Here is a 13,202-nt window from a genome sequence, read left to right as displayed (position 1 = left end):
CTGCCCATGCCGTGGGAAAATGGCATAAAAAAGAGAGGCCGGATGGCCTCTCTTCTCATGGGGGGCAGCAAGCGTGCTTACTTGACGCGCATGCCTGGCTGGGCGCCTTCCTGCGGCTCCAGGATCCAGAGGTCCTTGCCGCCCGGGCCTGCGGCCAGCACCATGCCTTCGGACATGCCAAAGCGCATTTTGCGCGGCGCCAGGTTGGCCACCATCACGGTCAGCTTGCCTTCCAGATCTTCCGGGTTGTAGGCGGACTTGATGCCGGCGAAGACCTGACGGGTTTCACCGCCCAGATCCAGTTGCAGCTTGAGCAGCTTGTCCGCTTCCGGTACCGCTTCCGCCTTTTTGATCAGCGCCACGCGCAGATCAAGCTTGGCGAAATCCTCATAGGAGATGGTTGGGCTTATGGGGTCATCTGCCAGCGGGCCTGTCACTTTCGGTGCCTGCTCCTTGGCCAGATCTTCCTTGGAGGCCTCGATCATGGCTTCAATCTTGGCAGGCTCGATGCGGGAGAACAGCGCCTTGAACGGGGCCAGCTGGTGGTTGGTTAGCGGCTGGACCACGCCATCCCAGGAGAGGGTTTCACCCAGGAAGGCTTCGGCACGCTCGGCCAAGAGCGGCATGACCGGCTTGAGGTAGGCCATCAGCACGCGGAACAGGTTGATGCCCACGGAGCAGACCGCCTGCAGCTCGGCGTCTGCGCCTTCCTGCTTGGCCAGCACCCAGGGCGCCTTCTCATCCACATAGCGGTTGGCCTTGTCGGCCAGCGCCATGATCTCACGGATGGCGCGGCTGAATTCGCGCGCTTCATAGGCCTCGCTGATGGAGGCGCTGGCGTTGGCGAACTCGGCATAGAGCTCGGGCTCGGCACAGGTAGCGGCCAGCTTGCCGTCGAAACGCTTGGCGATAAAGCCGGCATTGCGGGAGGCGAGGTTGACCAGCTTGTTGACCACGTCGGCGTTGACCCGCGCCACGAAGTCATCCAGGTTGAGATCCAGATCGTCGATGCGGCTGTTGAGCTTGGCGGCGTAGTAGTAGCGCAGGCACTCAGGATCCAGGTGGTTCAGGTAGGTGGAGGCCTTGATGAAGGTGCCCTTGGACTTGGACATCTTGGCACCGTTGACGGTCACATAGCCGTGTACGTTGACCTTGGTCGGCTTGCGGAAACCCGCGCCTTCCAGCATGGATGGCCAGAACAGGCAGTGGAAATAGGCGATGTCCTTGCCGATGAAGTGATAGAGCTCTGCCTCGGAGTCCGCTTTCCAGTAGCTGTCAAAGTCGATGTCGCCGCGCTTGTTGCACAGGTTCTTGAACGACGCCATGTAGCCGATGGGGGCATCCAGCCAGACGTAGAAGTACTTGCCAGGGGCACCCGGGATCTCGAAACCGAAATAGGGAGCGTCACGAGTGATGTCCCACTGCTGCAGGCCGCTCTCGAACCACTCCTGCATCTTGTTGGCCATCTCTTCCTGAATGGCGCCGGAGCCGCGTACCCAGCCGGCCAGCCAGGTTTCGAACTGTGGCAGGTCGAAGAAGAAGTGCTCGGAGTCCTTCATCACCGGGGTCGCACCGGAGACGGCGGATTTCGGATCGATGAGCTCGGTCGGGCTGTAGGTGGCACCGCAGCTGTCGCAGTTGTCGCCGTATTGCTCCGGAGACTTGCACTTGGGGCAGGTGCCCTTGACGAAGCGGTCCGGCAGGAACATGGATTTTTCCGGATCGAACAGCTGAGTGATGGTGCGGCCCTTGATAAAGCCACCGTCTTTCAGACGACCGTAGATCAGCTCCGCCAGTTCGCGGTTCTCATCACTGTGGGTGGAGTGATAGTTGTCGAAGCTGATATTGAAACCGGCGAAGTCGGTCTGGTGCTCTTTGGAGACAGCCGCGATCATCTCTTCCGGGGTGATCCCCATCTGTTGCGCCTTGAGCATGATGGGGGTGCCATGGGCATCATCGGCACAGATGAAGTGCACCTGATGGCCACGCATTCGCTGATAACGAACCCAGATATCGGCCTGGATGTGTTCCAGCATGTGGCCAAGATGGATGGAGCCATTGGCGTAGGGGAGGGCGCAGGTTACCAGCATTGTACGAGGATCAGTTGCCATATAGTCGTTCTTGATGTGCTTGTTGGGATGATACAGTGCCGTGCATGTTACCCGAATTGGGGGTCGCCTGCCTAGGGTGGCGGCGCTGTCCGCCCTGGTGCTCGCGCTGGTTGGCAAGCAGGCAAGCCACTGATTTGTGTGCGGTAACAGTTCACCTCAAGATAATGACAAGATAATGAGGAGTTACTGGTGATTGATTCAGTAAAACAGATCCTGGCCGAATTTAAGCCGACAGGGTGGGACAAGGATCTGGTTGCGGCCGGGTTTGCGCGCAGCATAGAGCAGCAAGGGCAAGGCCTGGTCATCAAACTGGTGTTGCCCTTTGCCGGATGTTCCCTGTTTGAGCAGATCAAGCAGGAGTTCGATGCTCGCCTGCGTACCGCTACCGGTGCGACCCGCATCGACTGGACCTGTGACATCGAGGTGGCCAGCATGCCGCGGGCGCAAGGGCTGGCCGCGGTGCAGGGCATTCGCAACATCCTGGTGGTCGCCTCCGGCAAAGGCGGGGTCGGCAAGTCCACCACCGCCGTCAACCTGGCGCTGGCGCTGCAAAAAGAGGGGGCGCGGGTCGCCATTCTGGATGCGGACATCTATGGCCCCTCCATTCCGACCATGATGGGTACCCTCAAGGAGCGTCCCAGCAGCCTTGACGGCAAGTTGATGGAGCCGGTGATCGCCTGTGGCCTCAAGAGCAACAGCATCGGTTATCTGGTGGCCGAGCAGGATGCCACCATCTGGCGCGGCCCCATGGCGAGCAAGGCGCTGGCCCAGATCCTCCATGAGACCCGTTGGGGCGAGGTGGACTATCTGGTGGTGGACATGCCGCCAGGTACGGGGGACATACAACTCACCATGGCCCAGCAGGTACCCACGTCTGCAGCCGTGATCGTCACTACGCCGCAAGATGTGGCGCTGGCCGATGCCCGCAAGGGGGTCGCCATGTTCAACAAGGTCAATGTGCCCGTGCTCGGCATCATAGAAAACATGAGCTATCACGTCTGCAGTGCCTGCGGTCATCACGAGTCCTTGTTCGGGACAGGTGGCGGCCAGAAGATGGCAGAGCAGTATCAAGTGGCGCTGCTGGGTCAGCTGCCGCTGCACATTGATATCCGCCAACACATGGATGATGGCTGCCCAACCGTGTTCGGGGCACCGGAAGGAAGCCTGGCCCAGGCCTATCTGAAGCTGGCTCGTCGGGTGGGGGCTGAACTCTATTTCAGCGGTAAACCGATTGCGACCCCTCTCTATACCATGGCGCTGGATGAATAATCGGCTGTCGGATGTTTGAGGTGGATTTGAGGGTGGGCATGGCTCACCCTTTTTTATATAATGGATCGGTTTAAACAATCCCCACTGCTCTTCTCTTTAGGTATTTTCAATGTCTGATACTCAACATTCGTGTGTGATCATCGGTATTGCTGGCGCATCCGCGTCTGGCAAGAGTCTTATCGCTCAAACCATTTATGAAGAGCTGGTGGCCGAACTGGGCGCAGGTCAGATTGGTGTGATCACCGAAGATTGCTACTACCGTGATCAGACCCACCTGACCATGGAAGAGCGGGTCAAAACCAACTATGACCACCCCAATGCCCTGGATCACGATCTGCTGGTGCAGCATCTGAGCCAGTTGGTGAAAGGGGATGCGGTCAATATCCCCCAGTACTCTTATACAGAGCACACCCGCATGAACGAGGTGACGCCGTTCGCCCCGCGTCGGGTGATCATTCTGGAAGGGATCCTGCTGTTGACCGACAGTCGCTTGCGGGATCTGATGGATGCCTCCATCTTCATGGATACCCCGCTGGATATCTGTCTGCTGCGCCGTTTGGTGCGTGACGTACAGGAGCGTGGTCGTACCATGGATTCCGTACTCAAGCAGTATCAGAAAACCGTGCGTCCCATGTTTTTGCAGTTTATCGAGCCTTCCAAGCAGTACGCGGACGTGATCGTGCCCCGCGGTGGCAAGAACCGCATCGCCATCGACATGCTAAAGGCGCGCATTCGCCACATGTTGATTGGTTAAGATGAAACAAGCCGGGTGATGCCCGGCTTTTTTAAATGAACATTTTGTCAGGAGAGTCGCCCAATGCGTCTTTGTGATACCGATATTGAACGTCATCTGGATGAGGGCAAGATCGTCATTGAGCCAAGGCCCGGTGTTGAGCGGATCAGCGGCGTCAGCGTCGATGTGCTGCTGGGCAACGAGTTTCGGGTATTTCGCGATCATACCGCTCCCTATATTGACTTGAGCGGCCCGAACAGCGAGATGGCCGATGCCATCGATCGGGTGATGAGCGACGAGATCCACATCCCGGATGGCGAAGCCTTTTATCTGCACCCGGGTCAGCTGGCGCTGGCGGTGACTTATGAATCCGTCACCTTGCCTGCGGATATTGTCGGCTGGCTGGATGGCCGCTCCTCCCTGGCCCGTCTCGGTCTGATGGTGCACGTCACCGCGCACAGGATCGATCCGGGCTGGTCTGGCCGCATTGTGCTGGAGTTCTACAACGGTGGCAAACTGCCGCTGGCGCTACGCCCCAAGATGAAGATCGGTGCCTTGAACTTCGAGATGCTCTCCGGCCCAGCCGCCCGCCCTTACAACAAGCGGGAAAACGCCAAGTACAAGAGCCAGCAGGGCGCCGTTGCCAGCCGCATCAACCAGGATTGATATCCCTGATGTGATCCACTTGCTGAGTGTTGAAAGAGGGGCGCCCATGGCGCCCCTTACTGTTTGGGCTTGCCATTGTGCCCAGTGACAGCGCGCGGGAGACCCAAGTGGTTGGGGCAGGGGAGCGGGCTGATTGCTTGCCCTTATGTCTCCATTATCAGGTGTCGGTCGGCCGAAAATTGACGCTGGAACCGATAGGAAATCTGTCTTGCGCTGCAAGAATGTGATGAATTGTCCCCATTTGGGGACTGTTTTTGTCAGCTCAAGTTTGTTTAATTAATCAACGACAAGCCTTGTCGTGACTGGCTCTAAGCTATTTCCCTACGGAATGCCCTTTTTTTTTCTTACTGAAATATTTCAACAACGGGTATGGCACCGCCAGCCTTCTGGCATAATCCGCCGCAACTCATAAACAGGTTCGTTTTTTATGTTTGAAATGTTTAGTGGTTTGGGTTTGTGGTGGTCAATCGGTTTGGTATTGGCCGTTTTTTTTGTGCTTGCCTATGAATTCATCAATGGCTTTCACGATACCGCCAACGCGGTAGCAACGGTTATCTACACCAAAGCGATGCCGGCTCACCTGGCGGTAGTCGCATCCGGGATCTTCAACTTTTTTGGCGTCATGTTCGGCGGTCTGGGCGTGGCCTATGCCATTGTCCATTTGCTGCCGATTGATTTGCTGTTGGGCATGGATTCCACCCAGGGTTTGATCATGGTGTTCTCCCTGCTGTTTTCCGCCATTGTCTGGAATCTGGGGACCTGGTTCCTGGGCATTCCGGCCTCCAGTTCTCACACACTGATCGGTTCCATTCTGGGGGTAGGCGGTGCCTATGCTTGGCTCAACCATCAGCCGCTGACTCAGGGCATCAACGTCGCCAAAGCCATCGACATCATGCTTTCCCTGATCATCTCGCCGACCGTGGGCTTCATCGTGGCAGCCCTGTTGCTGTTTGCCATGAAACGAGTCTGGCTGGGCAGCAAGATCCACAAGACTCCGGAAGAGCGGTTGCTGGTGGATGGCAAGAAGCACCCGCCGTTCTGGGCGCGCCTCACTCTGGTGGCTTCTGCCATGGGGGTAAGCTTCGTGCACGGCTCCAACGATGGTCAGAAGGGCATTGGTCTGGTGATGCTGGTGTTGATCTGCATGGCCCCCGCCTATTTTGCACTGGACATGAACAGCCGTTCCTACGAGCTGGATCGCACCCAGGATGCCAACCAGCGCATCATGGAGATCTATCAGCGCAACCACGAGCTGGTGTCTCAGGTCGTGGACTTCAAGGTGCCTGCTCAGGCCCAGGAAGAGCTGATGACCCATTGCTCTGCGGACGCTACGCTGCAAAACATGGCAACCCTGGATGCCCGTCTGGGCGCTGTGCGTACCTATGAAGAGATGGACCTGACCAATCGTCGGGAAGTGCGTCGCCTGCTGCTGTGCATTGACGACACCGCCCGCAAGGTGTCCAAGCTGCCGCTGCCGGCCAAAGAGCTGACTGACCTTGCCAAATGGCGCAAGGATCTGACAGCGACCGCTGAATATGCACCGACCTGGGTCATCGTCTCCATCGCCTTGGCGCTGGGTTGTGGCACCATGGTAGGCTGGCGTCGTATCGTCTACACAGTGGGTGAGAAGATAGGCGCCACCGGCATGACATACAGCCAGGGCATTGCCGCCCAGATCACTGCGGCAGCTTCCATCGGTGTTGCCAGTTTGACCGGTATGCCGGTGTCCACCACCCATATCCTCTCTTCTGCGGTAGCGGGGACCATGGTAGCGAACAAATCTGGCCTGCAGAGCCAGACCATCAAGACCATATTGATGGCCTGGGTGCTGACCTTGCCGCTGACCATGTTGCTCTCGGGCGGTCTGTTCCTTATCAGTCACCATCTGTTCGGCGGCTGATAACAGCGAAATCTTGTTGATTGACGAAGGGCCTGCGGGCCCTTTTTTCATTGCTGTGGATCAGAGTCCGTCTGCTTCGTCTCGAACCAATACAAAGCGTTGACCAAACAGGATGGGCTTCCTGATTATATTATGTATGCCATCAAACTAGAGACGTTGTTCACCCAATAACACAGCCTATCCAACATGGATATACCTATCCCCGCAACACATGCCAACATGTTCTCCGTTACCGCAGATACCACCCTGACTGAATATGGGAGACAGATGTAACTGAGGACCCATCTTGGCTAAACAGAGTCTCTGCTTGCTAGCCCCAAGACAGACACGAGTAGACAAGGGTGAGTAGGGCATGTGCAGGGCTCTTGCTCAACCAGCGCATTTGTCAGAGAGAGGGGTGATGACAGGCAAGCATCAATCATAAGCGCGATGCCAGGCATCATTGTCTAATGAAGCGAACTGGCTGGAGAGGCAAGAAGGGCTTGCGAGCATTGCCAAAGGGATGACACCAGCTGACTGGTGCGGGGCAGGGGATATTGCAGTACGAGCCCCTCAACCCGAATTGAGGATAAAAAAAGAGCCACACAGTGTGTGGCTCTTTTTCTATCAGGCTAGTTAGCCAGCAATCAAGGACGACCAGCCGGGCTGGTTGCCACATTGACGGCAGCAGTACTGCCCGCATGACGGCCAGAGCTTGCCACTTCGCTGCGAACCAGCGGTGCTTGGTCTACCGGCTCACGCTCCGGCTGGGCTGGCGCCGCAGCAGCAGGCGTTGCCATCGGGGCGGAAGCCTTGCGAGCGCTGGCCAGCAGACCGGCACCCTTGTTGACCTGCTTGGTCACTGGGGCTGCAACAACCGCCTTGGCGACAGGCTGTTCAGCCGCAGGCTCTGCGACCGGTTCAACCACAGTAACGTCAGCAGTCACGACCGGCGCAGTTTCGACAACCGGGGCTGCTTCGGCAACAACAGGGGCTGCTTCGGCAACAACAGGGGCCTCAACAGCAGGCGTTGCTGCAACGACCTCAGCAGTCTTGACATCGACAGGTGCTGCTTCAATGACGGGGGTCACTTCGGCAACGACTGGCGCAGTCACTGCCTCTGCCACCACCGGCTCGGCAGTAACAGGGGCTACGTCAGCTTCGGCAATGGTGTCGGTCACGACAGGTGCTGCAACTACGGCTACTGCGGCTTCTGCTTGCTCACGAGCTTCTTCGGCAACGGCTTCTGCCACTACGTGCTCGGTCAGAGCGGAAGAGGCTTGTACGGCAGCGGCAATGGCAGCGGCGCTCGGGATGGTGACGACAGGCACAGCCGGCTCTTCCACCTTCACCTGAGAAGCATCCGCCTGGGCGGCTGTGGTCATGGTTGCAGTGTCGGCCTGCGGCTCTTCATCATCACGCTGGCTGCGGGCATCTTCGTTGATGCGCTTGCGGCGTTGACCCTCGATACGCTGAGTGCGCGGGGTGCGACGGGAACGACGCTGGCCGTCGGCCTGCTCGTCACTCTGCTCAACGGTATCCGCCACGACAGCAACGGGAGCCTCGGTCGGCACAACAGCAACATCGCTGGCCGGTACGTCGGCACGGATCTGCTTGCGCAGTTGACGACGTTCGCGGCGCTCGGCGACTTTCTGCTCTTTTTCCTGCTGCGGCTCGGCGCTGACAAGGGCGGTTTCAACGGCTTCTACCGCTTCAACGACCACCTCGGCACGGGGCTCGCGCGGTGCACGGGGCTCACGAGCCGGACGCGGGGCGCGCGGTTCACGTTCCTGACGGGGTTCGCGGGGCTCACGTTCCACACGCTGCTCGCTGCGTACTTCAGTGCGAGTTTCACGTTCCTGACGGGGCTCACGCTCTTGACGAGGTTCGCGCTCTTTGCGCGGACGACGGTTGCGGCTTTCGCCACCCTCGCGGCTGGCGGCGCCTTCGCGCTTCTCACCCGCTTCAGCTGTGTTGCGGCTGTTGCGGTTGTCGTCACGACGGGGACGCTGACCACGGCCACGGGTGTCATCACGCTGATGACGATGAGCCTCGTCCTTGCGTGCTTCCCGTTGCACTGCCGGTTTCTCGGCAGGGGCTTTGACATCGGCAGGGGCCGCGTCGGAACCGAACAGACCTGAAATGGCCTTGAACAGTTTGCCAAACAGACCCGCTTCCGCTTTGGCGGCAACGGGGGCTGGCGCCGCGATGGGGGCAGCAACTGCAGCCGGCGCAGCAGGTTGAGGTGCCTGGACGAAGCCTTGCAGCAGCGGTTGCTCACGCTCGATCACCTGAGTCTGCTTCGGCTGGTAGACCGGCTTGGCAATCTCGGTTTTCAGCTCGTAGCTGGCCGCTTCCGGGATTTCGTTCTGACGGATGCGCGTCACTTCGTAGTGCGGGGTTTCCAGATGCTGGTTAGGAATGATGTACAGACGTACTTCATTACGCTGTTCCAGACTGGCGATGGAGGCGCGCTTCTCGTTGAGCAGATAGGCGGCAACATCAACCGGCACCTGAGCATGAACCTGCTCTGTGTTGTCCTTCATGGCCTCTTCTTCGATGAGACGCAGGATGGACAAGGCCAGTGATTCGTTGTCACGGATGACCCCCTGGCCCTGGCAACGGGGGCAGATATGACTGCTGGACTCGTTGAGGGAGGGGCGCAGACGCTGACGGGACATTTCCAGCAGACCGAAACGGGAGATACGGCCCAGCTGGATGCGGGCGCGGTCCTGATGTACCGCTTCACGCAGACGGTTTTCCACTTCGCGCTGATGGCGAACCGGCGTCATGTCGATGAAGTCGATGACGATCAGGCCACCCAGGTCGCGCAGACGCAATTGACGGGCAATTTCATCGGCCGCTTCCAGGTTGGTTTGCAGCGCCGTCTCTTCGATATCGCCGCCCTTGGTGGCGCGGGAGGAGTTGATATCGATGGAGGTCAGTGCTTCGGTCGGATCGATGACTATGCTGCCGCCGGAGGGCAGGCGCACTTCGCGCTGGAAGGCCGACTCGATTTGGCTCTCAATCTGGAAGTGGTTGAACAGGGCAACTTCACCCTTGTACAGCTTCACGCGGTTGAGGAAATCGGGACGAACCAGCTCGATGTGAGCACGGGCACGTTCAAAGATGACAGGGTCATCGATCAGGATCTCGCCGACATCGCGACGCAGGTAGTCACGAATGGCACGTACTATCACGTTGCTTTCCTGGTGGATAAGCACGGGAGCAGTTCGGTCCTGTGACGCCTTGTGGATGGAGTCCCAGTGGTTGAGCAGAACGTTGAGATCCCATTCCAGCTCTTCCGGGGATTTGCCCACACCAGCGGTACGCACGATGAGGCCCATGCCGTCCGGCACTGTCAGTCCACTCAGGGCTTCTTTCAGTTCTGTCCGTTCATCGCCCTCAATGCGGCGGGAGATACCGCCTGCACGGGGGTTGTTCGGCATCAGCACCAAGTAGCTACCGGCCAGGCTGATAAAGGTGGTGAGGGCTGCACCCTTGGTGCCACGCTCTTCTTTATCGATCTGGACGATCACTTCCTGGCCTTCGCGGACCACTTCTTTGATGTTGGGACGACCCTGATAGGAATAACCGGAGGGGAAGTAATTGCGGGCGATTTCCTTTAACGGCAGGAAACCGTGGCGTTCAGCGCCGTAGTCGACAAAAGCAGCTTCGAGACTGGGTTCTACGCGGGTGATCTTACCCTTGTAGATGTTCGCTTTTTTCTGCTCATGGCCCGGACTTTCAATATCCAAATCGTAGAGCTGTTGTCCGTCAACCAGCGCTACGCGCAACTCCTCTTCCTGAGTCGCGTTGATTAGCATTCTTTTCATTGAGTTCTCGTTATTTTGTCATTTTGATTTCCTCCACAGGATCCTGCCGGCGCCGGCCTCGGGTCTTCAGCATACTTGGGCAACCTCCCGGTTGGGGTATGCATGAGGCGCAAACTAAGGGCGCTCTGGTTCGGCCTTCTCGAGAAGGCATGAATTAAGGATGCCGATGTGGAGACAAATAATAGGTTCTGCTTGTGTTCTCCATGCGTTGTACCTCGCACCCGGGAACCGTCATGTTCTTGTATACACGGTGTTTTGGGATTGGGTGGCATAAATATTGGCCACTTAGTACAAGGCTTGAACACAATGACAAAACCTTGTTTATTATCCCATTTAAACCACTTTTATAGCAAGGCGCCATTTTTCAACAAAGCATGCAGCCAAGGGGCGCCGGCGGTGTTAAAATCCGCGCCATGACACAGATACAACAACAAGTGCAGCTGCTCACCATCGAAGCTGAGCATGAAGGGCAGCGCATCGACAATTTTCTCAAGACTCAGCTAAAGGGCGTCCCCAAGAGCCTGATTTATCGCATCCTTCGAAAAGGGGAAGTGCGCGTCAATAAAAAGCGCATCAAACCGGAATACAAACTCTGCCCGGGCGACGAGGTGCGGGTTCCCCCCGTGCGGGTTGCCGAGAAGAATGAACTGCCCTCTGCCAACCTTGGCAGCATCCAGCGTCTGGAGAGCCAGATCCTGTTTGAAGACGACGCCATGATAGTGCTCAACAAACCGTCCGGCATGGCCGTGCACGGCGGCAGTGGTCTGAGCTTTGGCGTCATAGAGGGACTGCGAGCCCTGCGCCCGGACGCCCGCTTCCTAGAGCTGGTGCATCGGCTGGATCGTGACACCTCTGGCGTACTGCTGGTTGCCAAGAAGCGCAGTGCGCTGCGCAGCCTCCATGAGCAGCTGCGGGTCAAAACCATGCGCAAGCAGTATCTGGCATTGGTGCGCGGTCAGTGGCAGCCCCACGTCAAGGTGGTCAATGCGCCACTGCGCAAGAATGATCTGCAATCCGGTGAACGGGTGGTGCGGGTCAGCAGTGATGGCAAGCCATCCGAAACCCGTTTCCGCATCGCCCGTCAATTTGCCGAGGCGACCCTGGTCGAGTGCAGCCCGATCACGGGGCGTACCCACCAGATCCGGGTCCATACCCAGCATGCAGGTCATCCCATTGCCTGTGATGACAAGTATGGGGAAGCTGCCTTTGACGAGAAAATGCGCAGCCAAGGGCTGAAACGGCTATTTTTGCACGCCTGGAAGCTGACATTCACTCATCCGGTTGATGGCCGCGAGGTGCTGATTGAGGCACCGCTCGCGCCTGAGCTCGACAATTTCCTCAACAAGTTGGCACGCTGATGAAGGCTATCCGACTCGCCATTTTCGACTGGGACGGTACCCTGATGGACTCGGTGGGGCGGATTGTTGCCTGCGTCGTGGGGGCGGCGCGCGATTGCGGCGAGCCGGTGCCCACTGCGGTGCAGACACATCAGATAATAGGGCTCAGCCTGGAGGTCGGCATTCCACTGCTGTTTGACCTGGCGCCGGGCGGCGAGCGGGTCAACGCCCTGATCGCCCGCTATCGTCATCACTATCTGCATGACGGTACACCGAGTCCGTTGTTTGCCGGGGCGAGTGCGCTGCTGCATCACTGGCACGGGCAGGGAATTGCATTGGCGGTGGCGACGGGCAAGTCTCGCCGCGGCCTGGATCGGGTGCTGGATGATACTGGCCTGCGGCCGCTGTTTGCTGCCACCCGTGGCGCGGACGAGGCCAACTCCAAACCCGATCCTCTGATGTTGACGCAAATTCTGGATGAGCTGGGCTTTGCTCCCCATCAGGCAGTGATGATCGGTGACTCCATCCACGACATGGCGATGGCAGAAGCACTCGCCATGCCGCGGATCGGCGTAAGCTGGGGTGTGCACGACAAGAAGCGCTTGCAGACACATGATCCGCTTGCGGTCGTCGATACCATGGACGAGTTGAAGCTGCTGCTGGGTTAGTCTTGCCATATGCCAGTTGAATAGATGACGAAACGGGAGCCTTGGCTCCCGTTTTTCGTTTGGCTCGTCGTGGATAGGCCATTCCCGTCAGGGCAGGGCGAGGCCGTGGCGTTCCAGCAGCTCGATCAGACCGATCAGGGGAAGGCCGATCAGAGCGTTGGGATCGCGCCCCTCCAGCCCTTTGAACAGCACTATCCCCATGCCTTCACATTTGAAACTGCCCGCGCAATCAAGGGGCAATTCAGCCTCGACATAGCGGCGAAGGGCGGCCTCATCCAGGGTGCGAAAGTGCACGGTGAAAGGCTCCACCAGCTGTTCTGCTTTGCCGCTAGCGGCATCCAGTACGCACAGGCCGGTATAAAAGGTGATGCTGCGGCCCCGTGCGGCCATCAGTTGTGCCACCGCTTTCTCCACAGTGCCCGGCTTGCCCAGGATCCGGCCGTCGCAAACACACACCTGATCGGACCCTATGATCAGTCCCTGATCACGCCGGTCGGCAATGGAGCTTGCCTTGGCAAGGGCCAGCCGCGCCACCAATGCCTCGGCCGATTCGTCGGGCAGGGGAGATTCATCCACCTCGGGTGCCGCACATTCAAAGGGAAGGCCGAGTTTTTCCAACAGGGTTTTGCGATAGCGGGACGTGGAGGCGAGGATAAGGAGTGTTGGCATTGTGTTGTGATGTCCTGATTCGATGCAGTCAGGT

At 58.3% G+C, this 13,202-nt stretch carries 9 protein-coding genes; 6 read left to right on the top strand and 3 right to left on the bottom strand.

Annotation, left to right across the window (positions count from 1 at the left end):
* Nucleotides 1-77: 77 nt before the first annotated feature.
* A complete protein-coding gene (gene metG / locus ONZ54_RS11905; RefSeq protein WP_271786244.1) occupies nt 78-2,111 on the bottom strand; it encodes a methionine--tRNA ligase in 2,034 nt (677 codons plus the stop codon).
* 186 nt (nt 2,112-2,297) lie between these two features.
* On the opposite strand from metG, the gene apbC reads away from it, so the two are divergent.
* The 4 genes from apbC (at nt 2,298) to ONZ54_RS11885 (ending at nt 6,679) form a co-directional block, all read left to right on the top strand.
* Nucleotides 2,298-3,380, top strand: coding sequence for an iron-sulfur cluster carrier protein ApbC (gene apbC / locus ONZ54_RS11900; protein WP_087755727.1), 1,083 nt, complete (start codon nt 2,298-2,300; stop codon nt 3,378-3,380).
* 109 nt (nt 3,381-3,489) lie between these two features.
* A complete protein-coding gene (gene udk, locus ONZ54_RS11895) occupies nt 3,490-4,134 on the top strand; it encodes a uridine kinase (RefSeq protein WP_021138915.1) in 645 nt (214 codons plus the stop codon).
* Nucleotides 4,135-4,197: 63 nt separating this feature from the next.
* Entirely contained in the window at nt 4,198-4,779 is a 582-nt protein-coding gene (gene dcd / locus ONZ54_RS11890) for a dCTP deaminase (protein ID WP_005311470.1), read from the top strand.
* 427 nt (nt 4,780-5,206) lie between these two features.
* On the top strand, nt 5,207-6,679 hold the full coding sequence (locus ONZ54_RS11885; RefSeq protein WP_042467361.1) for an inorganic phosphate transporter: 1,473 nt from the start codon (nt 5,207-5,209) through the stop codon (nt 6,677-6,679).
* A 626-nt stretch (nt 6,680-7,305) separates the two neighbouring features.
* On the opposite strand, the gene rne is transcribed toward ONZ54_RS11885, so the two are convergent.
* The gene (gene rne, locus ONZ54_RS11880; RefSeq protein ID WP_271786243.1) at nt 7,306-10,494 is read right to left on the bottom strand and encodes a ribonuclease E; all 3,189 of its coding nucleotides are present in this window, start codon (nt 10,492-10,494) and stop codon (nt 7,306-7,308) included.
* Between the two features lie 413 nt (nt 10,495-10,907).
* On the opposite strand from rne, the gene rluC reads away from it, so the two are divergent.
* A complete protein-coding gene (rluC, locus tag ONZ54_RS11875; protein WP_005311488.1) occupies nt 10,908-11,852 on the top strand; it encodes a 23S rRNA pseudouridine(955/2504/2580) synthase RluC in 945 nt (314 codons plus the stop codon).
* Nucleotides 11,852-12,499 (top strand): HAD family hydrolase, encoded by a 648-nt coding sequence (locus ONZ54_RS11870; RefSeq protein WP_219615687.1) that lies wholly within the window; start codon nt 11,852-11,854, stop codon nt 12,497-12,499. Before rluC ends, ONZ54_RS11870 begins: the two co-directional genes overlap by 1 nt.
* A gap of 87 nt (nt 12,500-12,586) precedes the next feature.
* Here the strand turns inward: ONZ54_RS11870 and ONZ54_RS11865 are convergent, their stop codons facing one another.
* The gene (locus ONZ54_RS11865) at nt 12,587-13,168 is read right to left on the bottom strand and encodes a Maf family protein (RefSeq protein ID WP_271786242.1); all 582 of its coding nucleotides are present in this window, start codon (nt 13,166-13,168) and stop codon (nt 12,587-12,589) included.
* Nucleotides 13,169-13,202 lie beyond the last annotated feature (34 nt).

The organism is Aeromonas salmonicida (assembly GCF_028355655.1).
GTDB classification, from domain to species: Bacteria; Pseudomonadota; Gammaproteobacteria; order Enterobacterales; family Aeromonadaceae; genus Aeromonas; species Aeromonas salmonicida.
Note: the sequence above shows the minus strand (reverse complement) of the source record. Positions and strands in the feature narration are given on the sequence as shown.

Bases quoted from the DNA above. Each gene is read 5' to 3' on its own strand.
- metG (WP_271786244.1), bottom strand. From the start codon at position 2,111: ATGGCAACTGATCCTCGTACAATGCTGGTAACCTGCGCCCTCCCCTAC.
- udk (WP_021138915.1), top strand. From the start codon at position 3,490: ATGTCTGATACTCAACATTCGTGTGTGATCATCGGTATTGCTGGCGCA.
- dcd (WP_005311470.1), top strand. From the start codon at position 4,198: ATGCGTCTTTGTGATACCGATATTGAACGTCATCTGGATGAGGGCAAG.
- ONZ54_RS11885 (WP_042467361.1), top strand. From the start codon at position 5,207: ATGTTTGAAATGTTTAGTGGTTTGGGTTTGTGGTGGTCAATCGGTTTG.
- rne (WP_271786243.1), bottom strand. From the start codon at position 10,494: ATGAAAAGAATGCTAATCAACGCGACTCAGGAAGAGGAGTTGCGCGTA.
- rluC (WP_005311488.1), top strand. From the start codon at position 10,908: ATGACACAGATACAACAACAAGTGCAGCTGCTCACCATCGAAGCTGAG.
- ONZ54_RS11870 (WP_219615687.1), top strand. From the start codon at position 11,852: ATGAAGGCTATCCGACTCGCCATTTTCGACTGGGACGGTACCCTGATG.
- ONZ54_RS11865 (WP_271786242.1), bottom strand. From the start codon at position 13,168: ATGCCAACACTCCTTATCCTCGCCTCCACGTCCCGCTATCGCAAAACC.